Source organism: Streptomyces sp. bgisy159, assembly GCF_057707805.1.
Map to the genome: position 1 here is coordinate 211,778 of NZ_JBYIQX010000006.1, position 26,752 is coordinate 238,529.

Annotated in this window: 26 protein-coding genes and 1 pseudogene; 13 read left to right on the forward strand and 14 right to left on the reverse strand. The window is 74.8% G+C overall.

The window, feature by feature from the left end; all coding sequences use genetic code 11:
- The first annotated feature begins 9 nt into the window (after positions 1-9).
- Positions 10-996 (forward strand): DMT family transporter, encoded by a 987-nt coding sequence (locus tag AC3ET3_RS09210; RefSeq protein ID WP_435611950.1) that lies wholly within the window; start codon positions 10-12, stop codon positions 994-996.
- Positions 997-1,470: 474 nt separating this feature from the next.
- On the opposite strand, the gene AC3ET3_RS09215 is transcribed toward AC3ET3_RS09210, so the two are convergent.
- On the reverse strand, positions 1,471-2,802 hold the full coding sequence (locus AC3ET3_RS09215; protein ID WP_435611951.1) for a glycosyltransferase: 1,332 nt from the start codon (positions 2,800-2,802) through the stop codon (positions 1,471-1,473).
- Positions 2,803-2,967: 165 nt separating this feature from the next.
- On the opposite strand from AC3ET3_RS09215, the gene AC3ET3_RS09220 reads away from it, so the two are divergent.
- The 7 genes from AC3ET3_RS09220 to AC3ET3_RS09250 all read left to right on the forward strand — a co-directional run bounded on the left by AC3ET3_RS09220 (position 2,968) and on the right by AC3ET3_RS09250 (position 8,396).
- On the forward strand, positions 2,968-3,477 hold the full coding sequence (locus AC3ET3_RS09220) for an SRPBCC family protein (RefSeq protein ID WP_432139475.1): 510 nt from the start codon (positions 2,968-2,970) through the stop codon (positions 3,475-3,477).
- Complete coding sequence (locus AC3ET3_RS09225) at positions 3,470-5,131, forward strand: phytoene desaturase family protein (RefSeq protein ID WP_432156701.1); 1,662 nt, start codon at positions 3,470-3,472, stop codon at positions 5,129-5,131. Before AC3ET3_RS09220 ends, AC3ET3_RS09225 begins: the two co-directional genes overlap by 8 nt.
- The gene (locus AC3ET3_RS09230; RefSeq protein WP_432139477.1) at positions 5,128-5,667 is read left to right on the forward strand and encodes a hypothetical protein; all 540 of its coding nucleotides are present in this window, start codon (positions 5,128-5,130) and stop codon (positions 5,665-5,667) included. The genes AC3ET3_RS09225 and AC3ET3_RS09230 overlap by 4 nt, the downstream gene beginning before the upstream one ends.
- A gap of 41 nt (positions 5,668-5,708) precedes the next feature.
- A complete protein-coding gene (locus tag AC3ET3_RS09235; protein ID WP_432139506.1) occupies positions 5,709-6,593 on the forward strand; it encodes an SDR family oxidoreductase in 885 nt (294 codons plus the stop codon).
- Positions 6,594-6,736: 143 nt separating this feature from the next.
- A complete protein-coding gene (locus AC3ET3_RS09240; protein WP_432156702.1) occupies positions 6,737-7,003 on the forward strand; it encodes a hypervirulence associated TUDOR domain-containing protein in 267 nt (88 codons plus the stop codon).
- Positions 7,004-7,012: 9 nt separating this feature from the next.
- Positions 7,013-7,501, forward strand: coding sequence for an MSMEG_6728 family protein (locus AC3ET3_RS09245; RefSeq protein ID WP_432139479.1), 489 nt, complete (start codon positions 7,013-7,015; stop codon positions 7,499-7,501).
- A 49-nt stretch (positions 7,502-7,550) separates the two neighbouring features.
- Complete coding sequence (locus tag AC3ET3_RS09250; RefSeq protein ID WP_432139480.1) at positions 7,551-8,396, forward strand: oxygenase MpaB family protein; 846 nt, start codon at positions 7,551-7,553, stop codon at positions 8,394-8,396.
- Positions 8,397-8,493: 97 nt separating this feature from the next.
- On the opposite strand, the gene AC3ET3_RS09255 is transcribed toward AC3ET3_RS09250, so the two are convergent.
- Both AC3ET3_RS09255 and AC3ET3_RS09260 read right to left on the reverse strand, forming a co-directional pair.
- Entirely contained in the window at positions 8,494-8,841 is a 348-nt protein-coding gene (locus AC3ET3_RS09255) for a hypothetical protein (RefSeq protein ID WP_432156759.1), read from the reverse strand.
- A 106-nt stretch (positions 8,842-8,947) separates the two neighbouring features.
- Positions 8,948-9,307 (reverse strand): annotated as a pseudogene (locus AC3ET3_RS09260) (MFS transporter); the annotation flags it as partial.
- A gap of 236 nt (positions 9,308-9,543) precedes the next feature.
- On the opposite strand from AC3ET3_RS09260, the gene katG reads away from it, so the two are divergent.
- The 3 genes from katG to AC3ET3_RS09275 all read left to right on the forward strand — a co-directional run bounded on the left by katG (position 9,544) and on the right by AC3ET3_RS09275 (position 13,372).
- Complete coding sequence (katG, locus tag AC3ET3_RS09265; RefSeq protein WP_432139482.1) at positions 9,544-11,733, forward strand: catalase/peroxidase HPI; 2,190 nt, start codon at positions 9,544-9,546, stop codon at positions 11,731-11,733.
- Between the two features lie 189 nt (positions 11,734-11,922).
- Positions 11,923-12,417, forward strand: a complete 495-nt coding sequence (locus AC3ET3_RS09270) for a MarR family winged helix-turn-helix transcriptional regulator (protein WP_432139483.1) — start codon at positions 11,923-11,925, stop codon at positions 12,415-12,417.
- A 49-nt stretch (positions 12,418-12,466) separates the two neighbouring features.
- Positions 12,467-13,372, forward strand: coding sequence for a poly-gamma-glutamate hydrolase family protein (locus AC3ET3_RS09275; RefSeq protein ID WP_432139484.1), 906 nt, complete (start codon positions 12,467-12,469; stop codon positions 13,370-13,372).
- A gap of 36 nt (positions 13,373-13,408) precedes the next feature.
- Here AC3ET3_RS09275 and AC3ET3_RS09280 read toward each other — a convergent pair whose 3' ends face one another.
- Positions 13,409-15,541, reverse strand: a complete 2,133-nt coding sequence (locus AC3ET3_RS09280; protein ID WP_432139485.1) for a SpoIIE family protein phosphatase — start codon at positions 15,539-15,541, stop codon at positions 13,409-13,411.
- Positions 15,542-15,800: 259 nt separating this feature from the next.
- On the opposite strand from AC3ET3_RS09280, the gene AC3ET3_RS09285 reads away from it, so the two are divergent.
- Together AC3ET3_RS09285 and AC3ET3_RS09290 are read left to right on the forward strand one after the other, a co-directional pair.
- A complete protein-coding gene (locus tag AC3ET3_RS09285; protein WP_432139486.1) occupies positions 15,801-16,862 on the forward strand; it encodes a right-handed parallel beta-helix repeat-containing protein in 1,062 nt (353 codons plus the stop codon).
- Between the two features lie 41 nt (positions 16,863-16,903).
- On the forward strand, positions 16,904-17,932 hold the full coding sequence (locus tag AC3ET3_RS09290; RefSeq protein ID WP_432139487.1) for a methyltransferase: 1,029 nt from the start codon (positions 16,904-16,906) through the stop codon (positions 17,930-17,932).
- A gap of 72 nt (positions 17,933-18,004) precedes the next feature.
- On the opposite strand, the gene AC3ET3_RS09295 is transcribed toward AC3ET3_RS09290, so the two are convergent.
- The 10 genes from AC3ET3_RS09295 to AC3ET3_RS09340 all read right to left on the reverse strand — a co-directional run bounded on the left by AC3ET3_RS09295 (position 18,005) and on the right by AC3ET3_RS09340 (position 26,438).
- Positions 18,005-18,337 carry a TcmI family type II polyketide cyclase gene (locus AC3ET3_RS09295; RefSeq protein ID WP_432139488.1) on the reverse strand — a complete coding sequence of 111 codons (333 nt, stop codon included), beginning with the start codon at positions 18,335-18,337 and terminating at the stop codon, positions 18,005-18,007.
- Positions 18,338-18,359: 22 nt separating this feature from the next.
- A complete protein-coding gene (locus AC3ET3_RS09300) occupies positions 18,360-18,833 on the reverse strand; it encodes an SRPBCC family protein (RefSeq protein WP_432139489.1) in 474 nt (157 codons plus the stop codon).
- 1 nt (position 18,834) lies between these two features.
- Positions 18,835-19,092, reverse strand: coding sequence for an acyl carrier protein (locus AC3ET3_RS09305; protein WP_432156704.1), 258 nt, complete (start codon positions 19,090-19,092; stop codon positions 18,835-18,837).
- A complete protein-coding gene (locus AC3ET3_RS09310) occupies positions 19,089-20,351 on the reverse strand; it encodes a ketosynthase chain-length factor (protein WP_432139491.1) in 1,263 nt (420 codons plus the stop codon). Before AC3ET3_RS09310 ends, AC3ET3_RS09305 begins: the two co-directional genes overlap by 4 nt.
- Positions 20,348-21,616, reverse strand: a complete 1,269-nt coding sequence (locus AC3ET3_RS09315) for a beta-ketoacyl-[acyl-carrier-protein] synthase family protein (RefSeq protein WP_435611952.1) — start codon at positions 21,614-21,616, stop codon at positions 20,348-20,350. Before AC3ET3_RS09315 ends, AC3ET3_RS09310 begins: the two co-directional genes overlap by 4 nt.
- Entirely contained in the window at positions 21,613-22,047 is a 435-nt protein-coding gene (locus AC3ET3_RS09320) for a cupin domain-containing protein (RefSeq protein WP_435611953.1), read from the reverse strand. The genes AC3ET3_RS09315 and AC3ET3_RS09320 overlap by 4 nt, the downstream gene beginning before the upstream one ends.
- A 61-nt stretch (positions 22,048-22,108) precedes the next feature.
- Positions 22,109-23,263 (reverse strand): SchA/CurD-like domain-containing protein, encoded by a 1,155-nt coding sequence (locus AC3ET3_RS09325; protein ID WP_432139494.1) that lies wholly within the window; start codon positions 23,261-23,263, stop codon positions 22,109-22,111.
- A 145-nt stretch (positions 23,264-23,408) separates the two neighbouring features.
- Positions 23,409-24,080, reverse strand: coding sequence for a class F sortase (locus AC3ET3_RS09330; RefSeq protein WP_432139495.1), 672 nt, complete (start codon positions 24,078-24,080; stop codon positions 23,409-23,411).
- Positions 24,081-24,196: 116 nt separating this feature from the next.
- On the reverse strand, positions 24,197-24,628 hold the full coding sequence (locus tag AC3ET3_RS09335; RefSeq protein WP_432139496.1) for a hypothetical protein: 432 nt from the start codon (positions 24,626-24,628) through the stop codon (positions 24,197-24,199).
- Between the two features lie 154 nt (positions 24,629-24,782).
- A complete protein-coding gene (locus AC3ET3_RS09340; RefSeq protein ID WP_432156707.1) occupies positions 24,783-26,438 on the reverse strand; it encodes an FAD-dependent oxidoreductase in 1,656 nt (551 codons plus the stop codon).
- Positions 26,439-26,752: the final 314 nt, after the last annotated feature.

A 26,752-nucleotide genomic window follows, 5' to 3' on the forward strand; every position in this document is an offset into this window, starting at 1 on the left:
GCCCCTGTCATGACGATCGCCGTCCTCGCCGCGCTGGCCGCCGGTGCCTGCTTCGCCCTCGCCGGGGTGCTGCAGCAGCGGGCCGCCAGTGCCCGGCCCGACACGGAGACGCTGTCGTGGCGGCTGCTGCGGCAGCTGGCCCGGCAGCCCGCGTGGCTGGCCGGCATCGGCCTGGCCGTCCTGGCGTACGGGTTCCAGTCGCTGGCGCTGGCGTTCGGGCCGCTCAGTCTGGTGCAGCCGCTGATCGTGACCGAGCTGGTCTTCGCGATCCCGCTGTCCGCGCGGCTGGCGCGGACCCGGCTCGGAGCCCGCGAGTGGGGAGGCGTCCTCGCGGTCGCGGGCGGGCTGGCCCTCGCGCTGTCGACGGCGCGTCCGCACGGCGGTGCCCGCCCGGACGTGGGTCTCGGCCCGTGGCTGTGGACGCTGGGCGCGGTCGGCGGGGTGGTCCTGGCCGCGCTGTCCGTGCGCCGGTCGACGGCCGGTGCGTGGCAGGCGTCGGCGACCGCGCTGGCCGCCGGTGTCGTGATGGGCTTCCAGTCGGTGCTGCTGAGCGTCACCGTGTCCCGGTTCGACCAGGGGGTGGCCGCCGTCGCGACGGCCTGGCAGACGTACCTGCTCGTCGCAGTCAGCGTCGGCGGGCTGCTGCTCATCCAGAGCGCCTTCCAGGAGGGGCCGCTCGCCGCGTCGATGACGGTGCTCGACATGACGGAACCGGCGGTCGCGATCGCCGCCGGGACGGTCCTGTTCGGCGAGTCCCTGTACCTGGGTCCGGTGGCGACGCCCCTCACGGTCCTCGGTGTCGTCCTCGCCCTCTCCGGCATCGTCAGCCTGGACTCCTCCCCCGTGGTGGCCGCCCTGCACCGCCAGGAGCGCCGGGGCCGGAACGAGGCGGCCGACGACGAGGGCGACGACGACCCGGACGGCGAGACGGACGGTGAGACGGACCGGGACGCGGGCACCTCGACGGCCGAAGCGGCCCCCGACGGACGCGCGTGACCGGCACACCGGCCGCCCCCCGGCGGCCGCCACCGGGCCGGCCTGCCGCCCCCGCTCCCCCGCCGTCGGCGCCGCCCCGTACGCCCCTTCGCGGACGGGCCCTTCGCGGACGGGCCCTTCGCGGACGGCCGCGCCCCACGGCGAGGACGACGACCGGCGCCCCCCCGCGAAGCGGCACCGCGGCCAAGGCAGGCACGCACGCCACCCGCTGCGCGGGCCCGGCCGCACCGGACACCGCCAGGACAACCACCCGCCTCCGCACGACCGGGGGCCCGGCCGGCCCCACACCGACGGCGACGCCTCCCGCACCGGCCCGTCACGGCGCCCGGGACGGCATCAGGCCGCCGGCGGCGCGGGGGGCCAGGGCCCGAGCCGGGGTCAGGGCCAGGACCGGTGCCGGGGCCAGGGCCAGGCCCGGTGCCGGGGCCAGGGCCAGGCCCGGTGCCGGGGTCAGGGCCAGGACCGGTGCCGGGGTCAGGCTCGGCGGGGGTGCGGGCGGGTGCCGCGGGCCGCGGCCTCGTGCCAGGCGGGCAGGAGGTCCTCGGTGAGGACACGGCCCCAGCTGGGGTGCCGTTCGCGGGCGGTGGCGGCGGCCCGCAGGCCCATGGCGCGGCGGCGGTCCGGGTGCGCCAGCAGGGTGTCCAGCGCGCGGGTCCAGCCGGTGGGGTCGTCGTCGCGCACCACCAGGCCGTCGGCGCCCGGCTCGGCGAGCCACTGGGTGGTCCGGGCGCCCTCCGGCAGGACGACGGGCAGCCCGCTCGCCATCGCCTCGGCGACCACGTTGCCGACCGTCTCGGTCCGGGACGGGAAGGCGAACAGGTCGCACGCCGCGTAGACGCCGGCGAGCCGCTCCTGGGCGAGGGCGCCGAGCAGCGTGACGTCGGGGCCGAGGAGGCGGGCGATCCGCCCGGCGTCCGCACCGGCGCCGGCCACCACCAGATGCACCGGCCGCCGCTGCCGTACGCGGTGCACCGCCTCGGCGACCGTCCAGACCCGCTTGGTCTCGTCCACCCGCCCCGCGAACAGCACGAGCGGCCGGTCGCCGGGTATCCCGTGCTCCCGGGCCAGCGCGTCCCGGGCGGTGGGGTCGGGGCCGAACCGCTCGTGGTCGGTCCCGCGCCGCAGCAGGGCCACCCGCTCCCGCCCCACCACCGCCTCGATCTCCGCGCGGTCCTGTGAGGACCCGACCAGCACCCGGTCGCACATCCGCAGCAGGCGGTCCCGCCGCCACCGCACGACCGTGCCGACGAACTCGGACGCCCCGCGCGCGGCCGGGCCCGCGGGCCGTGGCACGCGCCGGGCCAGCTGCCGTACGTACACGGAGGCCAGCGCCGGCACGTCGGTGTGCACCGAGCAGACGAGCCCCGGGCGCCCGGCCCCCGACCGGGACGCGCGGCGGGCGAGGCGGCCGGCCGTGGCGGCGAAGGCGAAGGTGTGGGTGAGGTGCCAGACGTCGTGGCGCGGCAGCAGCCGGGCGAGCCGGGGGTGGTACGGCGCCATGTCGGCGACGTCGCCGCCGATCGCCCGCGTCAGCGGCGCGGTGCTCAGTACCGGCCGCAGGCCGACGAACCGGACGCGGGGCGACAGCGGCTCGACGTACTCGTGGTCGCCGAGGACGTACACGGTGAGGTCGACGGCGGTGTGGCCGCCCCGGGACGCGGCGGCCGCCGCCTCGGCGAACCGCTCCCAGCACTTGACGTGGCCGCCCGCCGAACGGCTGCGGACCAGCTCCACCAGCACCGCCACGGACAGCGGACCGGCCGGCGCCCCCGCGGCGCCCTCCCCTGCGGCTCGTGTCTCGCCCATGGTCCGCCGGGTACCCGAAGCGCGCGGCCTCGCACGGGTGCGCGGGAGCCGCGCCGGGGCACCGGAGCGACCGGGGCCGACCGCATCCGGGCACCGTGTCCGGGCCGAATACGTCTGTGCGTCACGCCCGTGGCGCAGCGGAGTGCGCCGACACAGGAGGTATCCGTGGCCGTTCGCCATCGTCTGGTCCATGTCGGCCCGAGCACCGTGTGGGACGTCCTCGCCGACGGCCGGCGGTACGCGGAGTGGGTGGTGGGGACGTCGCAGTCCCGTCCGGTGCGCGGCCGGTGGCCGGACACCGGTGCGGCGATCCGCTACGAGATCCGGCTCGGGCCGGTGCGCCTGTCCAACGAGACGGTCGTCCGCCACTGCGAGGAGGACGTGCGCCTGGAGCTGGAGGCGGACGCCGGTCCCCTCGGCACGGCGCGCATAGCGATCGAGCTGCGGCCGTGGGGCGAGCACTGTCTGGTGATCGTCGACGAGCACCCGCTGCGGGGGGCGGGCGGTCTGTTGCACAACGTCGGCTTCGAGGCGCTGATCCTGGTGCGCCACACGGCCATGCTGGCCCGTCTGGCGCGGCTGTGCGAGCGGGAGGCGGGCGAGGGCCGCCGCGCGGCGCGGCGGCCGCCGGTCGCGTCGGCGGCGCGGGACACGGACGGGGTCGGCCATGCCTGACGCCGTGGTGGTCGGCGCCGGCCCCAACGGCCTGGTCGCCGCCAATCTGCTGGCCGACGCCGGGTGGAGCGTGGAGGTGCTGGAGGAGCAGCCCGATCCGGGCGGCGCGGTGCGCCACGACCGTGGGGTGGACCCGGCCTTCGTCAACGACCTGTTCAGTTCGTTCTATCCGCTGGCCGCCGCCTCTCCGGTGCTGGCCGGGCTGCGCCCGGAGGACCACGGGCTGCGGTGGAGCCACGCGCCGAGCGTCCTGGCGCATCCCCTCACCGGCGGCGGCTGCGCCGTCCTGGACCGCGACGTCGGGACCACCGCCGCCTCCCTGGAGGCGTTCGCGGCGGGGGACGGGGCAGCCTGGCGGCGGCTGCACGAGGTGTGGGAGTCCCTGCGTCCCGATCTGCTGGACGCCCTGTTCACCCCGTTCCCGCCCGTGCGGGCGGGGGCCCGGCTGGCGCTGCGGCTGCGGGCGGCGGGCGGCCTGCGCCTGGCGCGGTCCCTGGTGCTGCCGGTGCGCCGGCTCGGCGAGGAGGAGTTCCACGGGGAGGGCGGACGGCTGCTGCTGGCGGGCAACGCCCTGCACGCCGACCTCGCCCCGGAGGCCGCCGGCAGCGGCGGCTTCGGCTGGCTGATGGCGATGCTGGGGCAGACGTACGGCTTCCCGGTCCCGGTCGGCGGCGCCGGGGCGCTGACCCACGCCCTCGTCCGGCGCCTGCGGACCCGGGGCGGGCAGGTGCGCTGCGGGCAGCGCGTCGAGCACATCGTCGTCCGGGGCGGGCGGGCCGTCGGCGTGCGCACGGCGGCCGGCGCCGCGGTGCCGGCGCGCCGGGCGGTGCTGGCGGACGTGTCGGTGCCGGCCCTCTACGGCGAACTGCTCGACCCGGGTGTGCTGCCGGCGCAGCTCCTGGACGACCTGCGCCGCTTCCAGTGGGACTTCGCCACGTTCAAGGTGGACTGGGCGCTGGACGGCCCGGTGCCGTGGCGGGCGGAGCAGGCGTCGCGGGCCGGCACCGTGCACCTCGCCGACGGTATGGACGAACTGACCCGCTTCGCCGCGCAGATCGCCATGCGCGAGGTCCCGGACCGGCCCTTCCTGCTGTTCGGCCAGATGACCACGGCCGACGCCGGCCGGTCCCCGCTCGGCACCGAGTCGGCCTGGGCCTACACCCACCTCCCGCGCAGCGTCCGCGCCGACGCCGGGGAGGAGGGCGTCACCGGCCGGTGGGACGCCGCGGACCGCGAGCGCATGGCCGACCGTGTGGAACGCCAGGTGGAGCGGTTCGCCCCCGGGTTCCGCTCCCTGGTCCGCGCCCGCCGCGTCCTCTCGCCGCCGGCCCTCCAGGCGCTGGACCGCAATCTGTCCGACGGCGCCATCAACGGGGGCACGACCGCGATGCACCAGCAGCTCGTGTTCCGCCCCCTGCCCGGCACCGGGCGCCCGGAGACCCCGGTGCCCGGCCTGTTCCTGGCCTCCGCGGGGGCCCACCCGGGCGGCGGGGTGCACGGCGCGCCGGGCGCCAACGCGGCGCGGGCCGCCCTGCGCCGCCACCGGCCGCCCGGCCTCGCCCAGGCGCAGCGGCTGCTGGCCCACCGTGACCGCACCGGAACCCGACGCCGGTCCGCCCCGCCGGGCGGCCCGGCCGGCAAGGAGGACCCATGAACGGCTACGAGGACATCCCCGGCGCCTGCGAAGACCCCGACGCCCCCGGCACGCTCGAAGACCCCGACGGCCGCCACGCGCCGGTCGGCGCCGACGGCCTCGGCCCCGACCGCGCCCACCGGCGGCCCGCCGGCGTGGACGACACGACCGTCGAGGCCCTCGGAGCACTGTCCAAGGCGCTGGAGACGACCGAGCGGGCCAGGGGCCGGCTGTACGACTTCCACCAGCTGACCGGGACGGCCGACCTGCAGCTGGACCGCGCGGTCCGGCTGCTGCACGAGGCCGGCCACCCCGAGTGGGCGGAGAAGGTCCGCTCGGAGATCCTCGGCCGCAACGTGATCCCGGGGCACTGGACGTTCCAGGTCGTCGAGGCCTACGACACCACCTACTACGAGCCGTTCCGGCAGCTGGAGGCGAGCGTGGTGCGGGAGCTGGCCGCGGGCCGCGACCACCTGTACGAGGCGGAGCTGAAGGAGGCCCGCCGAACCCCCGGGCATCCGCACCACACGGCGCGGCCGTCCGCCGACGAGACCTGACCCACCCGACCCACCGGGAAGGAGGGCGTCCGATGGACTCCCTGCGCAGCAGTCCGCTGGCCGGCCGGACCGTCGTCGTCACCGGGGCCGCCCGAGGCCTGGGCGCGGCGCTGGCCCACGAGACGGCCCGGCGCGGAGCCCGGGTGGCGCTGCTCGGCCACGAGAAGGCGGCCCTGGAGGCGGTGGCCGCGTCCCTGCCGGGCCCGGCGCTGGCCGTGGAGGCGGACGTCACCGACACCGCCGCGCTGGACGCGGCGGCCGGCACGGTGCGGGCCGCGCTCGGCCGGTGCTCGGCCGTGGTGGCGAACGCGGGCGTCGCCCAGGGCGGCCCGTTCCTCGCCACGGATCCGGCCGCCTGGTCCCGCGTCATCGACGTCAACCTCGTCGGCAGCGCGAACACGGCCCGTGCGTTCCTGCCGGATCTGCTCGGCACGGCGGGCTACTTCCTCCAGATCGCCTCGCTCGCGTCGATCGGCGCCGCTCCCCTGATGAGCGCCTACTGCGCCTCGAAGGCCGGCGTGGAGTCCTTCACGCACGCGCTGCGGGCGGAGGTGGCCCACCGGGGTGTGGGGGTGGGCATCGCCTACCTCAACTGGACGGACACCGACATGATCCGCGATGCCGACCGGTACGCCGTGCTGCGCGAGCTGCGCGCCCACATGCCGCCGCCCGCCCGCCGGGTGTACCCGGTGCAGACCGTCGCCGCCCGTGTCGTCCGGGCCCTGGAACGCCGTCGTACGGCGGTGTACGCGCCGGCGTGGCTCCGGCTGACCCAGCCGGTGCGCGCGGCCCTGCCACCCGTGGTGCTGCGTGTGGCGCGCCGGGAACTGCCCCGTCTGGAGGCCGAGACCCCCTTCGAGTTCACCGGCCCGCTCGGTGCCGGCGGCCTCGCCGACCGCGCGGCGTCCGTGCCACCGGGCGCCTGACCGCCCGCACACGGCGCGACGCCGGGGGACGCGGTGCCGCCGGCCGCCCGGACCGGCGGGGCGCGGGGCGCATCCGAAGCACGCCGCGGTGCCGAAGCAGAGGTACGGAGCCCTTTCGCAGTCGACCGGAACGAGGTGCCGCGATGAGCAAGAAGGCGCGCAGGACGACAGGGAAGACGGGGAAGACGGGGAAGGCCGACGGCGGTGACGCGTTCGCGGCGGGTGAGGAGGTGACCTGGAAGAGCCACGGCGGCACCGCCGAGGGCACGGTCGAGCGGAAGATCACCCGGCGTACCGAGGCCGCCGGCCGGACCGTGGCCGCCTCGCCCGAGGAACCGCAGTACGAGGTGCGCAGCGAGAAGTCCGGCAGGACGGCGGTTCACAAGCCGTCCGCGCTGCACGAGAAGTGAGCCGCGCCGATGCAGACGTTCCTGCCCGACGCGGACTTCCGGCGCACGGCGCTGCTGCTGGACCGGCGGCGGCTGGGCAAGCAGCGGGTCGAGGCGCTGCAGGTGCTGCGGGGCCTGACCGTGCCCGGCTACGGGTGGCGGCACCATCCGGCGGTCCGGATGTGGACCGGGTACGAGGAGGCCCTGGTCCGCTACGGCCTGGAGATCTGCCGCGTCTGGCGGGAGCGGGGCCACCAGGACAGTTGCGCCGCGTCGCTGGTCGCCGGGCTGGCCGGGCTCCGGCCGGGTGCCCCGGTCCGTGACCAGGACGAGCTGGCGCGCGCCGGTGAGCTGCCGCCGTGGCTGGGTGACGAGCCGTTCCACGAGAGCCACCGTTCGGCGCTCCTGCGCAAGGACCGCGAGGCCTACGCCGGTGTCTTCGCGGGGGTTCCCGACGACCTGCCGTACGTCTGGCCGGCCTCGGACCGCACGGGCGGGCCGGTGACCTCCGGCCGGTGACCGGGACCGCCGCGAGGGCGGACACTGGGAGGCAGAGGGGAGGCCGACCGTGCTGACCGAAGTCCGCGAACAGCTGGGCCGGGCCCTGTTCCGCCGGGTCGCCGGCCCGGACGGACCGGCCAAGCGCGCCCGCATCCACGACACCCCGGGCCCGCGCTGGTTCGGTCCGGAGCGCCCGATCCGCACGGTGCACGGCGACGCGTCGATGTTCATCGGCGGGCTGACCGCGCTGCTGCTGCAGTCGCTGCACCCGCTCGCCATGGCCGCGGTGGCCGGGCACTCGGGGTACCGCGGCGACCCGTGGGGCCGGCTGCAGCGCACCAGCACGTTCCTGGCCGTGACGACGTACGGCACCGCCGGGGACGCCCAGCAGGCGGTCGACGCCGTGCGCGCCATCCACGAGCGCATCCGCGGCACGACGGCCGACGGGGTGCCCTACCACGCCGCCGATCCGCATCTCCTCGGCTGGGTGCACGCCGCCGAGACGGACAGCTTCCTGCGGGCCCACGAGCGCTTCGGCGCCCACCCGCTGGACGCCGCCGGCTACGACGCCTACGTCGCCGACACCGCGCGCGTCGCCGAGGCGCTCGGTGTGTGCGATCCCCCGCGCGACCGGCGCGAGCTGTCCGAGTGCCTGGCGGCCTACCGGCCGGAGCTGCGGGTCGGCCCCGACGCCCGCGCCACCGCGCGCTTCCTGCTGCTGCGGCCTCCTCTGCCGCTCCCGGTACGGCCGCTGTACGGCGGGCTGGCAGCCAACGCCGTCGCCCTGCTGCCGCCCTGGGCGCGTGCCATGCTGTGGCTGCCCCGGATCCCGGTGGTCGAGGACCTCACCGTACGCCCCACCGGCCAGGCCCTGACCCGGACCATCCGCTGGGTGATGGCCCCGCCGGGGTGAGTCCCGGGCCGCCGTCGGCCACCGGCCGGCGCGGGGCCGGCCGGCGTGGCCCGAGCAGCGTCCCGTTCGGCGAGGGCCCGTGCCGTGGGTCAGCCGGTCAGGAGCCGGCCGGTACCGACTCCTGCGGGGCGTCGGCCGGCTCGGGCTGCTGCGGGGCGGCGCCGCCCACCTTGCGCAGCAGGGTCACCGCGAGGACCGCCGTGACCGCGACGAGCGAGGCGCACACGACACCGACCACGTTGAGTCCTGAGGTGTACGCCTCACGCGCCGCGGCGAGCACCTGCTCGCGCAGGCCGGCGGGCAGGTGCTGGGCGGCGACGACCGCACCCTCCATGCCGCCTCGGACGGCCTCGGCCTCCTCGGCCGGCACCCCACGCGGGACGGTGATGTCGTCGCGGTACAGGGCGGTGCCCAGGCTGCCGAGGGCGGCGACGCCGAGCGACACCCCGAACTCCCCGCTGGTCTCGGACAGGGAGGCGGCCGAGCCGCCCTTCTCGGGGGGGCGCGGAGCTCACCACGAGGTTGGTGCCCAGGGCGCCGATGGGTCCCGTGCCGAAGAAGGCGATGACGAAACCGATGATCAGCAGCGGCAGGCCGCCCACCGGGTCGACGAACGCGACCAGGAGGTAGCCGACGGTGGTCAGGACGAGACCGCCGCCGATCACCACGCCCATCGGCAGGCGCCTGGTCAGGCCGGGGGCGATCATCGCCGCCACGATCGAGGCCAGCGCGGAGGGCACCATCCACAGGCCGGCGGCGGTGGGTGAGAGCCCCTCGACCATCTGCAGGAACCCGGTGATGAAGAGGTAGCTGCCGCCCATGGTGGCCATCGCCAGCATCAGCACGAGCAGCGAGGAGGTGAAGGCGCCGGAGCGGAAGAGGCGCAGGTCCAGCAGCGGGTGCGCGAGCAGGACGGCCGCCCGGCCTTCGTCTCGACGGTCACCACCGGGCCGGCCGTCCCCGGCCGCTGATCCCGCGCCCGGACGAGCCGGGCGGGAGTCGCACGTTCCACCCGGTCGTGCCGGTCACCGCCCTGCGTGTTTCGTAGCGGTGCGGTGCCCGGTGCGCGAGCATGAGGACGTCGCGACGTACGAACCCCAAGGGCAGCACCGGCAGAGGAACAGCGAGACAGGAAAGAAGGACGGGCATGTCCGGTAGCGAGAGCGAGAACCCAGCGGTCCCCTCCCCGACCCCCACACCGACCCGGCCGAGGACCAACCGGGACTGGTGGCCGAATCAGCTGGACCTCCAGGTTCTCCACCAGCACTCGCCCCGCGCGAACCCGATGGACGCGGATTTCGACTACACGAAGGAGTTCGCGACCCTCGACGTCGACGCACTGAAGCGGGACGTGATGGAGGTGATGACGACGTCCCAGGACTGGTGGCCCGCCGACTACGGCCACTACGGGCCGCTCTTCATCCGCATGAGCTGGCACGCGGCCGGCACCTACCGCATCGCCGACGGCCGGGGCGGCGGCGGTTCGGGCGCCCAGCGCTTCGCCCCCCTCAACAGCTGGCCGGACAACGCGAGCCTGGACAAGGCGCGCCGGCTGCTGTGGCCGGTGAAGCAGAAGTACGGACGGAAGATCTCCTGGGCCGACCTCCTGGTGTTCACCGGGAACTGCGCGCTGGAGTCGATGGGCTTCGAGACGTTCGGGTTCGGCTTCGGGCGGGAGGACATCTGGGAACCCGAGGAGATCTTCTGGGGGCCCGAGGACACCTGGCTCGGTGACGAGCGCTACAGCGGGGACCGGGAGCTCGCCAACCCGTTCGGCGCCGTGCAGATGGGCCTGATCTACGTCAATCCGGAGGGCCCGAACGGCAACCCGGACCCGCTGGCCGCCGCCCGGGACGTCCGCGAGACCTTCGGCCGGATGGCGATGAACGACGAGGAGACCGTCGCCCTCATCGTCGGCGGGCACACCTTCGGCAAGTGCCACGGCGCGGTCGACCCCTCGTACCTGGGGCCGGAGCCCGAGGGCGCCCCCCTGGAGCAGCAGGGACTCGGCTGGCGGAACACCCACGGCAAGGGCACCGGCGCCGACACCCTCACCAGCGGGCTGGAGGGCGCCTGGACCACGGAGCCGACCCGGTGGGACAACGGCTACCTGGACAATCTCCTCACCTACGAGTGGGAGCTGACGACGAGCCCCGCCGGCGCGAAGCAGTGGACGCCCACTGACCCGGCGGCCCGGGACAGCGTGCCCGACGCGCACGATCCCTCGAAGCGGCACGCCCCGATGATGCTGACGACGGATCTCGCGCTGAAGCTGGACCCCGTCTACGGGCCGATCGCGCGGCGTTTCCACGAGAACCCGGACCAGCTGGCCCTGGCGTTCGCCAAGGCCTGGTACAAGCTGCTGCACCGCGACATGGGGCCGGTCTCCCGGTATCTGGGCCCGTGGATCCCCGAGCCGCAGCTGTGGCAGGACCCGGTCCCCGCCGTGGACCACCCCCTGGTCACGGACGAGGACGTCGCCGCCCTCAAGCGCACGGTTCTCGCTTCGGGCCTCACCGTCCCCCAGCTGGTCACGACCGCCTGGGCGTCGGCGGCGAGCTTCCGGGGCACCGACAAGCGCGGCGGGGCGAACGGGGCGCGCCTCCGGCTGGCGCCGCAGAAGGACTGGGAGGTGAACGACGTCCCCGAGGTGGCCGAGACGCTGCGGACGCTGGAGGGGATCCGGCAGGACTTCGACCGCTCCAGGTCCGACGGCACGAGGATCTCGCTGGCCGACCTGATCGTCCTCGGCGGCTGCGCGGCCGTCGAGCAGGCCGCGAGGAACGCCGGGCACGACGTCACCGTCCCGTTCGCGCCGGGGCGCACGGACGCCTCGCAGGAGCAGACGGACGTGGAGTCGTTCGCGGTGCTCGAACCCAGGGCGGACGGGTTCCGCAACTACGTCCGGGCGGGCGAGAAGCTGTCGCCCGAGACGCTGCTGCTGGACCGCGCCAACATGCTGACCCTGACCGCCCCCGAGATGGCGGTTCTGATCGGCGGTATGCGGGCACTGAACGCCGGCTTCCGGGGCTCGGCGCACGGTGTCCTCACCGATCGGCCGGAGGCCCTGACCAACGACTTCTTCGTCAACCTGCTCGACATGGGCACGCAGTGGAAGGCGTCGGCCTCGGACGAGAACGTGTTCGAGGGCCGGGACCGGGTCACCGGCGAGATCAAGTGGACCGCCACCGCCGTCGACCTCGTGCTCGGGGCGCACTCCCAGCTGCGGGCCCTGTCGGAGGTGTACGGGGCGCACGACGCGGGAGAGAAGTTCGTCCGGGACTTCGTGGCGGCGTGGGACAAGGTGATGTGCCTGGACCGGTTCGACCTGTCCTGAGCCCGGCCGAGCCGCTGTGCCGGAGGCGACGGGAGGGGCGGGAGGGGACGGGGAGCATGCCCGGCACCGAGGTCCCGGACGTACGGTCCTGGGGCCTCGTCCTACGGCGGCGTCCCCGTCGTTCTCGTCGTTCTCGTCGTTCTTGTCGTCCCCGCGGCACACGGCGTGATCTGAAGGGTGGGCCGGGAGATGGACGAGCAGGTGGAGGTCTCGACGGCCGAGGAGGCCGCGAACGAGCCGCTGGTGCTGGCCTTCGGGCGGCTGCGGGGGGTCGCGCACCGGCTGGAGTACCTCCTGGACCGGGAGCTGCGGCGGGAGTGCGGCATCAGCCACCTGATGTTCGAGGTGCTGCTGGCGCTGGGCCGGGCGGGCCGGCCCGGGCTGTCCATGCGCACCGTGGCCCAGGAGCAGGTGCTGACCACCGGGGGCGCCACGCGCCTGGTGAACCGGATGGAGGAGGCCGGGCTGCTGAAACGGACCGAGGATCCCGGCGACCGGCGCGGCCGGCTCGTCCGGCTCACACCCAAGGGTGAGCAGACGGCGGTCGCGGCCTGCCGGGTACACGTGGAGAACGTCAGACGCCACCTCCTGGAGCCGCTGCCGTTCGAGAACCGGGACAGCTTCACCGAGGACCTGCGCGTCCTGAACCACGCGACCCGCGACGCCCTGCCCCGGCTTCCCTGACGGCGCACCCGCCTCGGGGGATGCTCGGAGCGTCGTGGAGGATCACTTAGTGAACAAGACCAGCAGACGCACCGTCCTCGCCTCCGTCGCCACCGTCGCCGCGGCTCTGCCCACCCTCAACTCCGTGGCCGGCGGCGGCGCCACGCCGGCCGCGGCGGCCGACCGGTACGCGTCCAACTCGGAGTTGTACACGCTCACCGCCGACCGGGAGGGCATCGACTGGGTACGCCGGTTCCGCACGGGCACGCCGGCCCCGCTCACCGACAACGCCCGCGCTACGAGCAGCCCCGTCACCAGCACGGCGGTGATCGCCCCGCACGGCGGCGGGATCGAGGCGGGTACGAGCGAACTGTGCCTGGCGGTCGCCGGGTACACGCCCTTCGCGACCGACTCCGACCCCGCCGACGCGGCGCTGCCGGGAGAGCCGCAGCGGGACTACTGGATGTTCGAGGCGCTGGCGAACTCCGCCGTGCAGCACGTCACGTCGACCCACTGCGACGACCCGGCCGCGCTCGCCGTCTGCGCCGGCAACCTGTACGCCGTCTCGCTGCACGGCTTCAGCGACCCGGACGTGAAGAAGATCGTCATCGGCGGCCGGGACGCCCGGCTCCGGCGCAATCTGCTGGCGGCCTTCGCGCGGCACGGGCTGACCTCGCCCGCGACCGACGCCGACCACGAGGTGACGGTGGTCCTCGCGGGCGCCACCGACCCCATCAACGGCGACGACCCGGCCAACATCGTCAACCGGACCCGTACCGGCGCGGGCGCCCAGCTGGAGCTGTCCACGGCCTTGCGCAAGGCCATGTTCGGCGACTTCTCCGGGGCCGCCGCGCGCCGGGCGACGGCCGGCGTGCCGAGCGCCGACAGCCCCTACGCCGACCACTTCTGGAACGGCTTCGTCGGCGCCGTCCGCGAGGCGATCCGGAACCACGAGCGCGGCCTGGACTCCGTCTGAGGCTCCGCGCGCGGCGTGCCCGCCGCCCGCCCCCGCTCAGGCGGGCGGTGGGGGCGGTGCGGTCCGCAGCAGGAGCAGGGCGATGTCGTCGGTGTGCCGGCCGGTGGGCCAGACGCGGTGCAGCAGCGTGTCGATGAGCGCGTCGAGGTCCTGGTCGGCGTGGTCGGTCAGGGGCACGGCCAGGTCGGTGGTGGTGTGCTCGATGTCGCGGCCGGGAACCTCGACGAGGCCGTCGGTGTACAGGGCGAGGGTGGTGCCGCCGGTCAGCGGGACGGTGGTGACGCTGTGCGGGACGCCGAGGTCGGTGCCGAGCATGGGAGCGGGGTCGAGGGGCACGGGGGCGGCCGGAGAACCGGGGCGGTGCAGCAGGGGGCTGGGGTGGCCGGCGCTGGCCACCGCGGCCTGCCCGCGCGCGAGGTCGATGTGGGCGTAGAGGCAGGACACGAGCAGGTCGCTCTTCAGGTCGGCCAGGACCCGGTCGGTACGGGCGAGGACCTGGTCGGGCGGGGCCCCGGCGGTGGCGTGGATGGCGGTGCGCACCTGGCCCATGAGGGCGGCGGCGGCGACGTTGTGGCCCTGCACGTCACCGATGACGGCGGCCGCGGTGGTCGCGTCGAGGCGAATGAGGTCGTAGAAGTCGCCGCCGACGTCGATGCCGCGGGTGGCGGGCAGGTAGCGGGCGGCGACCTGGAGCCCGGGCACGGTCGGCAGGCTGCGCGGGAGCAGGGCCTCCTGCAGGGTGTGGGCGAGGTCGTGCTTGGCGTCGTAGAGGCGGGCGCGGTCCAGCGCCTGGGCGATCAGGCCGGCCAGCGAGGTGAGAACGGCGCGTTCCTCGGCGCTGAAGACCCGGGGGCGGTCGTAGGAGAGGACGCAGCAGCCGACGGGGCGGCCGGAGATCAGCAGGGGGAGGAAGGCCCAGGCCTTCTTTCCGCTGATCCGCGGTGCCTGGGGGTGGCGGCGGGCCATCTCCTCGGGGCTGGTGAAGAAGGCGGGCAGACCGTCGGCCAGCACCTGGCCGGCGGGGGTGAGGTCGGTGTCCAGGGGCAGACCGTCGAGGCGGTCGATGCTGTCCTGGTCGTAGCCGCGGTATCCGGTGATCGTCAGGCGGCCGGCCTCGGCGGCGGACAGGACGAGGCCGTCGGCGCCGAAGGCGGGCAGCACCTGGTCTCCGATGAGTTCCACCACGTCGCGCACCGCGACGGTCTCGGTCAGGGCCGCGGCCAGGTGCATCAGCTGGTAGAGGCGGCCGGCCTGGGCCCGGTCCGCGGGCAGCCCGGCGGGGCCGCGCGGGCTGGAGGCGGGCGGCGGCTCGCCCGTCTCGGGCGCCGGGGCCCGGGTGACGCGGGCGCTGATGCCGCTGGCGTCCGGGTAGAGCTCGAAGCGCAGCCAGACGTCGGGGGGGCGCAGCGCGGTGTAGGCGACCGGGTCCCGGCTGATGACGGCCGTGCGGTAGTGGTCCTCGGCGACGGGCTGGTCCAGCCAGGGCAGGGCCTGCCAGGGGCGGGTGCCCCGCAGCTGGTCCTTGTCGCGGCCGAGCAGGGCCGCGGCCGTGTCGGTCAGGAAGGTGATCCGGCCCTCCAGATCGAGGGCGACGGCGCCTTCAGGCAGGCGCTCGGCATAGTCCGCCGCGGCCTGCGCGGGCTCGCTGTAGGGGCGGGGCAGGCCGACGGGGAGCAGGCGGGGCCGGTCGGGCAGGGTGGGCGGAACGGGGGCCTCGTCGAGGACGCGGCCGATACGCCGGGCGGCCGAGGCGATGTAGCCCTGCTCGCGCCGGGAGGCGGACGGCGGGTGGCTGGCGGGCCACATCAGGAGCAGGGCACCCCGGCAGTGGGTGCGGCCGGGCACCGGAACGGCGGCGAGCGAGAAGCGGTACGGCAGGCTCGCGGCGGCCCGCGGATAGGTGCGGGCCATGTCCTCCTGGGAGGCCACCCACACCAGGCGGTCCCGCTGGACGGCCTCGCCCACCGGCACGGGGGCGCTCACGGGCACCCGGTGCCACGGCAGGGCCATCTCCGCCGGAATGCCGCACACCACGAGCAGGCCGAGCACCTGCTGCGACGCGTCGAGCAGGTACACCGCGCCGGCCGAGGCACCGGCCTGCAGCACGGTGTCCACCAGCGTCCCGTCCAGCAGGCCGGCCTGCGCGGACTCGTCAGCGGCGCCGGACACCGCGGCCTCCGGCGTCGTGGCCGGACGGTCGGCGGCAGGCGACCGCGCCGCGCCGGGGCCTCGCCCGCGGCGACGCACAGCCGGTCCAGCCGTGTCCGGGCACGCCTCCAACGTACGCCGACCCCTCCCTGCCGCGCACCGCCGGAGCCGCCCGGGGGGGCCGGCGGTGGGGGCCGGGCGGCGGCGGACGCCTGGGACACACCGCTGGATGGCCTAGCGGAGCCGCCACCTCCGCCCCGGTGGACATAACGTCCCATATATGAGTAAACGTCACATTGCCTACCTGGCATGCACAGCAGCACTCGTCGGTACGGCCCTCGGGGCCGCCCCACCCGCCGCGCACCCCACGGTCCACGTGGTGCGGCCCGGCCAGTCCATCCAGAAAGCGGTGGACGCCGCCGCCCCCGGGGACGTCGTCCAGCTGACGGCCGGCGTCTACCACGAGAGCGTGAAGGTGAGCACCCCCGGACTGACCCTGCGCGGCCTGGGCGGCCAGACCGTGATCCGGCCGGGCACCAAGAAGGCCGCAGCCGGCAGCTGCGCCGAGGGCGGCAACGGCATCTGCGTGATCGGCACCAAGGACCACGACGTCGAGGACGTCACCGTCGCCTCCCTGACCGTGACCGGCTTCACCCGCTCGGGCGTGTTCGCCATGGCCACCGACCGGCTGACCGTGCGCGGAGTCACCGCCGTCGGCAACGGCGTGTGGGGCATCGCCCAGGAGCGCTCGGTGCGCGGGGTGTTCCGCCACAACACCCTGCGCGACAACGGCGACGCGGGCCTGTTCCTCGCCAACACCGTCAAGACCGAGGAGGGCGCGGCGGACACCCGGGGCACGTCGGTGGCCCACAACCGGATGGAGGGCAACCGGATCGGCGTCACCGTCCGGCGGCTGCGCAACCTCACCGTCGCGGACAACCGCATCACGGGCAACTGCGCGGGCGTGTTCGTCGTCGGCGACGAGAACGAGCCGCGGGCCGGCGCCCTGACCGTGCGCGGCAACCACGTCGTGGCCAACAACAAGTCGTGCCCGAAGACCGACCGGCTGGAGGCACTGCAGGGCTCGGGCATCGTCGTGACCGGCGCCGAGGACACCCTGGTGACCCGGAACGTGGTCCGGGACAACGCCGGCTCCTCGTCCATGTCGGGCGGCATCGTCCTGTTCAAGAGCTTCGTCGGCACCACCAACGAGCACAACCGGATCAGCGACAACGTCCTGCGGGGCAACTCCCCCGCGGACCTCGTCGACACGGACACCGCGAGGGACAACACCTTCGAGGGCAACCGGTGCGCGGCGTCGAAGCCGGCGGGCCTGTGCTGACCGCGGCGCCGGGGGCACCGGAGGAGGAGGGGAAGCGGCCGGTGACGACCGCCCAGGCCGCCCCGCCGCCGCCCATGAGGCTGCGGGAGCTGGTGTTCGGGGCGGCGTGCGCCGCCGCGCTGCGTGCCTGCGCCCGGCTGGGCGTCGCCGACGCCCTCGGGGACGAGCCGATGACGGTGGACGACCTGGCCGCCGGCGTGAAGACCGAGCCGGGCCCGCTGTCGAGGCTGCTGCGGGCGCTGTCCTGCTACGGCGTCTTCGCCGAGCGGCCGGACGGGCGCATCGCCCACACCGAGATGTCCCGCCTGCTGCGCGAGGACGATCCGCACAGCCTGCGCGCCATCGCCCTGTGGTGCACGGAGCCGTGGACCTGGGACGCCTGGCCCCAGCTGGACGAGGCGGTCCGCACCGGCCGCAACGTCGTGGAGGGGCTGTACGGGAAGGAGTTCTTCACGTACCTCAACGAGGACGCCCCCGAGTCGGCCGAGGTCTTCAACCGGGCCATGACCACCTCCAGCGAGCAGTCGGCCCGCGATGTCGCGGCCCTCCTCGACCTGTCGGGCTGCTCCTCGGTCGCGGACGTCGGCGGCGGGCAGGGGCACGTGGTGGCGAGCCTGCTGGACAAGTACCCGCGGATGAGCGGCGCGCTGCTCGACCTGCCGCGCGTGGTGGAGAAGGCGGTGCCCCGCCTGCGCGAGGGCGGCGACCTGGCCGACCGGGTCCGCGTCGTCCCCGGTGACGTGCGCGAGGCCGTCCCCGTCCGGGCTGACGTCTACGTCATCAAGAACATCCTGGAGTGGGACGACGACAGCACGGCCCGGACCCTGGCCAACGTCATCGGCGCGGGCGGGCCCGGTGCGCGGGTCGTGGTCATCGAGAACCTGGTCGACGACACGCCCTCGATGCGGTTCAGCACGGCGATGGACCTGTTGCTGCTGCTCAACGTCGGCGGGGCGAAGCACACGACGGCGAGCATGCTGAGCCGGCTGACCGGTGCCGGGCTCGTCGTCGACGAGGTGCGGCCGGTCAACCCGTACCTGCACGCCTTCGACTGCCACGTGCCGGGCTGATCCGGCCCCGCGCAGACCCCGGCCGCCGGGCCCGCAGCGTCGCGGGCCCGGCGGCCGGTGGGTTGCGGGGGCTCAGCCCGCGGTGTCGCGCTCCCAGAGGTAGAAGCGCTGGGCCATGGCGTCCTTGGGGGAACGCCAGGTCTCGGGGTCGTACGCGCTCACGTACGCCGACAGCCGCTCGCTGACGAGCTGGAACTCGGGGTGGCCGGCGACCTGGGCGATGGCGGGCCCCGGGTCCTTCTCGGACTCGATGAGGTGCATGTACACATCACCGAACTGGAAGAGGCTGCGCCGGTTCACCCCGACGAGGCGGGGCAGTTCGCCCCGGTCCGACTCGGCGAACACCTTGGCGATGTCGGAGGCCGACCCGGGGGCCATCCGGGCGACGATGAGGGCCTGGTGCATGGTGCGCTGTCCTCCGTACGGCTCAGTCGTTCGGCACGTGCCCGAGTTCGGCCGCCGCCTTCTCGATGCGGTCGCGGATCAGGGCCATCTGCACCTTGGAGTTGCGGTTGATGTTGTCCGTCATCCAGGCGTCGTCGACCGGCGCCTCCGGCTTCATCTCGAAGTCCTGGACCCACACCATGCGGGTGCCCGCGCCGGTCTCCTCGTACCGCCACCGGATGTTCATGTAGGCGAAGGGGCCGGTCTCCACCCGGTGGGCCTTGACGGTGAGATTGGCGCGGTCCGTCTCCCGCTGCGAGACCCAGCTCCACACGGTGCCGTTCTCGTCGGGGTGCATGGTCAGCCGGAACGTGGTCCGCTCGCCCTCCTGGGAGAGGATCTCCACGGAGGCGTACTCGCTGAACAGCCGGGGCCAGTTCGCCAGGTCGTTGGTCATGTCCCAGACCAGGTCGACGGGCGCGGCGATGACGATCTCGTTCTCGGTGTGTGCGGCCATGTCAGGCTCCCGCGGGCAGTGCGCCGTTGACCTGGTCCAGGAACTGCCGGGGCGTCTTGCAGCGCTCCGCGTCCGGCGGCATCGGCGCCTCGTAGCGGTTCTCCAGTTCGCCGACGATGCCGAGCAGGCCGAGCGAGTCGATGCCGAAGGTGTCGAAGCCGGTGTCGAGGCTCTGCTGCAGCTCCTCGGGGGCCACGGTGACGCCGGCGGCCTTCTTCATCAGCTCGGCCAGCTCTTCCACGGTGATGCGGTCACTCATACCGGTTCCTCTCCTGTGCTGTGCGGTCGGCGCCGCAGGAGCAGCGCCGAGTTCGACCCCATGAGTCCCCGGCTGAGGATCAGCGCCGTGCGCAGTTCGGCGGGGCGCGCCCGGCCGGTCACGAGGTCGAGGTCGTGGCAGATGTCGAAGACGTGCGGCGTGGGCGGGACCAGGCCCTCCTCCATCGCGAGGACCGCCGCCGCGGTGTCCAGCACGGGCGCGGCGCCGTAGCCGCGGCCGATGCCGGTCTTGGGGGCCGTGACGGGCACCCGGGTGCCGTGCCGGCCGAGGGCGTCGCTGAGCGCCAGGGCCTCGGCCCGGTCCGCTTCGGGCACGCCGAGCGCGTCCGCGAAGACCACGTCGACGTCCTCGGGGGCGCAGCCCGCCTCGTCCAGCGCTCCGCGCACGGCCTGCGCCAGCCCCTCGCGGGACTCCGCCCAGCGGCCGGCGCCGGTGAAGGTGGCCGCGTGCCCGGCGAGGACGGCCCGGATCGGCGCCCCCCGTTCCCGTGCCGCGTCCGCGTCCTCGACGACCAGCATGGCCCCGCCCTCCGCGGGCACGAACCCGCGGGCGGCGGAGGTGAAGGGGCGGTAGGCCCGCTCGGGGTCCTCCTCGGTGCTCAGCTCCCCGTACCCGAGCTGACAGACGATCGAGTACGGGGCGAGCGGCGCCTCGGTCGACCCGGCCACCAGCACGCCGGTGCCGCGCCGCACCGCCCGGCCCGCGTGGGCGAGGGCGTCGAGGCCGCCGGCCTCGTCGGAGGCGACCACGCCGCAGGGACCCTTGAAGCCGCGGCGGATGGAGATCTGGCCGGTGCTGGCGGCGTAGAACCAGGCGATGGACTGGTAGGGGCCGACGAAGCGGCTGCCCTTGCTCCACAGCTGCTGCAGCTCCCGCTGTCCGAACTCGCCGCCGCCGGAGGCGGCCGCGGTGACCACGCCCACCGAGAACGGGTCGGCCTCGCTGTCGCCGCGGCCGAGGCCGGCGTCCGCCAGCGCGAGGTCCGCCGCGGCCATCGCGAAGTGCGTGAACCGGTCGGTCTGGACCAGGAACCGCTCCTCGATCGACGCCGCGGCGTCGAACTCCCGGACCTGTCCGGCCACCCGCAGCGGCAGGTGCTCGCACCCTTCGCGGGTGACGGGTCCGAGGGCGCTGATGCCCTCCTTGGTGGACTTCCAGAACGTCTCGGTGTCCGTTCCGTTGGGCGCGACCACGCCGATTCCGGTGACGGCCGCGCGCCGGGGTCGTCGTGCGCTCATCGTCTGCCCTCCCTCGACCGGGTCAGGACCACCGCGGACTGGAAGCCGCCGAACCCGCTGCCCACGGAGAGCACACTGTTCAGCGACCGTTCGCGGGCGACCCGCGGGACGTAGTCCAGGTCGCACTCGGGGTCCGGGGTCTCGTAGTTGGCGGTGGGCGGCACCACCTGGTGGGCCAGGGCCAGCACGCAGGCCACCAGTTCGATCGACCCGATCGCGCCGAGGGAGTGGCCCACCATGGACTTGATGGAGCTCATCGGCGTGGTGCGGGCGTGCTCGCCCAGTGCCCGTTTGACCGCGGCGGTCTCGTGCCGGTCGTTCTGCTGGGTGCCCGACCCGTGCGCGTTGACGTAGTCGACGGCCGTGGGGTCGAGCCGGGCGTGGGCGAGGGCGTCCTCGATGGCGCGGGCCATCTCCAGGCCCTCCCGGGTCAGCCCCGTCATGTGGTAGGCGTTGCCGAAGGTCGCGTACCCGGTGAGTTCGCAGTACACGTGGGCGCCGCGGGCCCGCGCGTGTTCGAGCTCCTCCAGGACGAGCACCGCGCCGCCCTCGCCCATGACGAATCCGTCGCGGTCGGCGTCGAAGGGACGCGAGGCGTGGGCGGGGTCGTCGTTGTTCGGGGACGTGGCCTTGATCGCGTCGAAGCAGGCCATGGTGATGGGTGAGATCGGGGAGTCCGACGCGCCCGCTATGCAGATGTCGGCCCGCCCCTCCTCGATCGTGTGGAAGGCGTATCCGACGGCGTCGAGACCCGAGGTGCAGCCGGTGGACACGGTCTGCACCGGTCCGCGCGCCTCGAACCGCTCGGCGACGGTGGCGGCGAGCGTGCTCGGCGTGAACGCGCGGTGCAGCTGCGGCTCGGCCCGTCCGGGGTCCACGTCCCAGCGCTGCCCGTGGTGGCTGACCAGGACGTAGTCGCGCTCCAGCCGGGTGGTGCCGCCGACCGCGGTGCCCAGGCTGACCCCGACCCGCCAGGGGTTCTCCCGGGCGAGGTCGAGACCGGAGTCCCGGACCGCTTCGGCGCCGGCCACCAGAGCGAACTGGATGTAGCGGTCGCACCGCTCGATCTGTTCCGGGGCCAGGCCGTGGGCGGCCGGGTCGAAGTCGCATTCGGCGGCGATCCGGGACCGCAGGCCGGCGGGGTCGAAGAACGTGATGCCCCGCGTCGCCGTGCGCCCGTCCGTCAGCAGCTGCCAGAACGCCGGGGCGCCGATCCCCCCCGGAGCGACCACGCCTATGCCGGTGACCGCGACGCGCCTGGTCATGATCGGACGCGTTCCGGCTCGGACACCGGGTCCGCCGCGCTGGCGTCGGTCCCCTCGGTGTCGACGTGGCCCAGCGGCGGGCTGGGCGCCAGCGGGCCGAGGTGGAAGACGATCCGGGCCTCCACGTTGCCCACGTTGCGGAAGCGGTGGCGCACGTGGGCGGGGATCATCAGCGCCTGTTCGGGCCGCAGCGGGTGGGGTCCCCCGTCGAGGTCCACCTCCAGCTGTCCGCACACGACGTAGACGAACTCCTCCGAGTACGGGTGGTAGTGCTCCGCGATGCGGTCGCCGGGTTGCACGGTGGCGACGCCCATGAAGCCGCTGGTGGCGCCGACCGTGGTCGGGGTGAGCATGGCGCGCAGGTCACCGCCGCGCCGGGTGTTGGGCTCGATGTCGCTGAAGTCGACGAGCCTGGGGGTGGTTCTGTTCACGACGTTCCTCCGATCGTGTGCGGCGACGCGGGCCGGCCGCCGCGGCCGTGGCACCGGATGTTCAGGCCGCGGGCGCGCGGCGGTCGGTGACGAGGTCCATGAGGGTGAGCCGGAGCAGCCGGGCCGAGACGTCGCCCGCCGCGGCGGCGGCGTCCGACCCGAGCGCGTCGGTGTCGAGGAGTTCCAGCAGTTCGGCCGCCCCGGCGCGGTCCCCGAGGGCGAGCACCGCGCCCGGGTCGGCGTCGAGTCCGGCGCGCAGGTCGACCAGGCGTACGACGACGTCGTCGCGCTGGAAGATCGTGCTGCGCAGCACGGGGTTGTCCGGGGCGTCGGCCGCGGCGTCGCGCTGGGCGAGGAGTTCGGCCAGCCGCATGCCGCGGCCCGGACGGGCCGGGTAGTACAGCGCCCGCCGCTCGGCCTCCGGACCGTCCTGGCCGGCCGTCACGTGGTGGACGGCCGGAAGGGCCGCACGGGTGAAGAAGACCCGCGCCGACTCCGGGTCGTCGAGGTCGCGGTCCTGTTCCAGGTACGGGTTGATGGCTTCCTCGACGGCCCGTACCTCCGGCTGCCGCGCGACGTGGCGCAGCGCGGCGAGCAGGTCGCCGCGCACTTCGACGGCCCGCACGACGCGGTTGCCGTGCATGAACAGGGAGGTGCGGCACAGCCGGGTGGTGTCGTCGACCCGTGGCTCCGGGGAGGCGTAGTCGGCGAGGATCTTCGCGACCTTCTCCTCGCTGCCGGGCTTGACGGTGAAGGTGAGGGCGTGCCGGATCACGCCGTCGCCGATCCGCGGCGCCGTCTGCAGCCGGCGGGTGCCGGACTGGGGAGACGTGGCCGGGCCACCGGTCTCGCGGACGATGTGGAAGCGCAGCGACCTGGTGTCCCTCACACAGTTGTGCAGGGGCCGCACCATCGTCACGTGCTCCTCGCTGTTGACCCAGGTCAGGAACGGCGGGGCGCTCTCCCACTCGCTGGTGATGAGCCACTGGGACGGGTTCTCGATGGACTGGCAGAGCTGGTCGCTGACGTGTCCGGGGACGGAGGCGACCTGGTTGCACAGCTGCTCGTAGGCCTCCAGGAACTGCTGCTGGGCTCCTTCGTGGACGTCGACCAGCAGCACCACGCGCAGCCGGGAGCCGTCGAACACGGACTGGGAGATCCGCTGCGACATCTGCCGGACCGCTCCTGCGACGGTGTGTTCGGACGTAGTGGTCATCCGGGTACTTCTCCTTCGCTGTGGCACAGGCGAACGCCGCCGCGGGGAAGCGACGACGGCGTTCCTCGATCCTGTGCCCGGCCCCAGGAGAGCGCGACTTGGGGGCACTGCCCGGGTGAGCGGCCGTGGGGCGGGCGGGGTGGCCTCACACGAGGTGGGCGAAGACCACGAGGTTGTCGGTGTAGTCCTTGGCGGCGTGGTCGTAATCACCCGCACAGGTGATGAGCCGCACCTCGGGCCGTGCGGCGTCCGCGTAGACCCGCTCGTCGGGGAAGTCGTCCTTGGCGAAGGTCTCCACGTCGTCGACGACGAACGTCGCCGTGCTCCCGTCGGCGCGGTCCACGTGGAAGACGTCGCTCTTGCGCAGCTCGCCGAGCCGCACGAACACGGCGGGCGAGGTCTTGGTGTCGACGTGCCCGGCGATGATCGCCGTGCCCGTCTCGCCCGGCGAGGCTCCCGCGGCGTACCACCCGACGAGGTTGGTGTCGTCGGCCGGCGGGGGCTGCAGGTGCCCCGAGGAGCCGATGGACAGGTCGGTGAAGGGGGCGTCGACCGAGATCTTCGGGATGAGCAGGCGCACCGGCCGCGACCGGGGCAGCTGCCTGCCCGTCGGGTCGGGGCGCGCCGACGGGGCCGACGCGGACGCCCGCGCCGGGGGTGGCGGTGCGGCGGTGCCGGAGGGCTCGGCGTCACCACCGCTCACGGTCATCGCCAGCACCGCGCAGGCCACGGCCGCCATCGCCAGCACGTGGGTCCGCGGGCCCGGCTTCTGCGCGGGCTCGTCGCCGTCGGCGGGGTCGGGGGGACCAGCTGTCATCGGGACATCACCTCCACTGGGCACGGCGGCCGGGCGGGGGGGCCGGCCGGGGGAACGCCGGGGCCGCCACGCGGGTGCCGCGCGGCGGCCGCAGCTGTCTATCGCGTCCGGCATGGTCAGGCCACGCTTCCGGCCGTCCTTCTGCGGCGCGCCGCGTAGAGACCGGTGCCGGCGACGGCGAGGACGGCCAGACCGCCGGCGGTCATCGTCGGTCCGGCGAGGGCACCGCCGCCGGTGTGCATGCCGCCGTGCGGCTTCTCGTGCCCGCCGCGCCGGGAGTTGTCGTCCTCGCCGCTGCCGCTCCAGTCACGGTCGCCCGAGCCCTGGGCGGGGGTCACCGCGGTGAGCGCGCCGCCGCCGGTGTGCATGCCGCCGTGCGGCGAGTCCTGCCGTCCGTCCCAACCGTGGTCCTTGCCGTGCTCCTTGCCGTGCTCCTTGCTGTACGAGGAGTCCTCGTGGTCGCTCCCGTAGGCGTGGGCGCCGGGCGCGCCGAGGGCGAGGACGGCCGAGGCGGCCGCCGTGACCAGCAGTGTGCGCGTGGAACGCATCTGACTTCCCTTCCGTCGCGGGCGGGCGAGGCTGACGCTTCATCAGCCGGTGTGGATCCCGCCCCGACGTGAACCACCGTCAGCGGGGAACGCGCGGCCCGCCACTCAGGGCGATCAGCTGGGTGACGCACCGTCTGGTCCGCGCGGGTGAGCCTCAGCCGGCCGACAGCACCGTGGTGAGGGCTCGGCGCAGGTCGGAGGTGGCGTCCTGGACCGGGCCGGACGAGCGCCAGGCGACGAACCCGTCCGGGCGCACGAGCACCGCGCCGCCGTGCCCGACGCCATGGGCGGCCGCCCAGTCCGCGCCGTCCTCGGGCGTGAGGTCGGCCTCGGACCCGGTGCCGATCCGGTAGGACGTCAGCGGCAGGGACAGCTCGTCGGCGAGGAGGGCGGCGCCGCGGTGCCAGCCGCCCGGGTCGCCGGCGTCGCAGAGCAGGACGAGAGACGTCTCGTAGAGGTCGAGGGTGGACTTCCGGTCCCCCGACTGCCGCAGCCACATGTGGGGTGCGCGGCTGCCGGGCCGGGCGGTCAGGTCGAGGCCTTCCGGGACGACCGGGGCCGCCGGGTCGGCGCCGACCACCGCGCCCCGCGGATAGCGGTAGCCGAGGGCCACGTCGAGGATGCCGCGCTGGGGGCCGCCGCCCCCGCCGGGCGGCGGCGCGAACCCGGGGTGGCTGTGCTCGACCGACCGGGCGGCGGCCCGGGCGCTGGTCGCCTCCGCGACCGGGCGCCGCTCGGCGTCATAGCTGTCGAGCAGGCCCTCGCCGGCCCAGCCGCCGAGCACCGCGGCCAGCTTCCACGCCAGGTTGTGGGCGTCCTGGATGCCCGTGTTGGAGCCGAAGGCGCCGGTGGGCGACATCTCGTGGGCCGAGTCGCCGGCCAGGAAGACGCGTCCCGACCGGTAGCGCTCGGCGACGCGCTGGGCGGCGTGCCAGGGCGCGCGGCCCGTGATCTCCACGTCCAGGTCCATGACGCCCGTCGCGCGGCGGATGTGCTCCACGCACCGTTCGTCGGTGAACTCCTCGACGGTTTCCCCGCGTTCGGGGTGCCAGGGGGCGTGGAAGACCCAGTTCTCCCGGTTGTCCACCGGCAGCAGCGCGCCGTCGGCGTCGGGGTCGGTCAGGTAGCAGACGATGAAGCGGCGCTCGCCCACGACGTCCGCGAGCCGGCGGGAGCGGAAGGTGATGCTGATGTTGTGGAACAGGTCGCCGGGGCCGCTCTGCCCGATGCCGAGCTGTTCGCGCACGGGGCTGCGCGGGCCGTCGGCGGCGACCAGGTAGTCGGCGCGGATGGTGGTGTGCTCACCGGTCTCCCGGCTCTTGACCACGGCCGTGACGCCGTCGGAGTCGCTGTCGAAGGACAGCAGTTCGGTGTTGTAGCGCAGGTCGCCGCCGAGCCGAGCGGCGTGGTCGAGGAGGACGGGTTCCAGGTCGTTCTGGCTGCACAGGCACCATGAACTGGGGCTGAAGCGGGCCAGGCCGCCGCCCGGGTCGATCTCCCGGAACAGCCACTCCCCCGCGTCGCCGACCAGTGTGGGGGTCTGCAGGATGCCGTGGTTGTCCGCGAGCGTGGCGGCGGCCCGGCGGATCCCGGGCTCGACACCGGACACCCGGAACAGTTCCATCGTGCGTACGTTGTTGCCGCGGCCGCGGGGGTGGACGGAGGTGGCGGCGTGCCGTTCCACCAGGGTGTGGCGGACTCCGAGGCGGCCGAGGAACAGGGAGGTCGACAGGCCGACCAGGGAGCCGCCCACGATGAGGACCGGTACCTGGTGGACCGTGCGTTCGGACGGATGGGCTCGTCGGGTCATCGTTCGCCTCCAGCGCGTCGGGTTGCGGATCGCGGCCGGGGTGCGGCCGGGTCTCATCCATGCCCCGCGTCACCCGCTCAGGCTGCGGCGTCACCCGCTTAACCCGCTGGATTCGCGTGTTCGGCGGCACGGCGGCCGGGCTACCGCGCCGACGTCCGGCACCGTGGCGCCGTGCACGACTCCGTCGGCTTCTCCGGCGCCGCCCCCGCCCCACGGCAGGCCGACGCCCCTGGGACCCCGGTCGGGGTCCCAGGGGCGTCGGCCGCTCCACGGCCGGCGGGGCGGGGGAGCCAGCCCGGTGCCCTCTCCCCTGA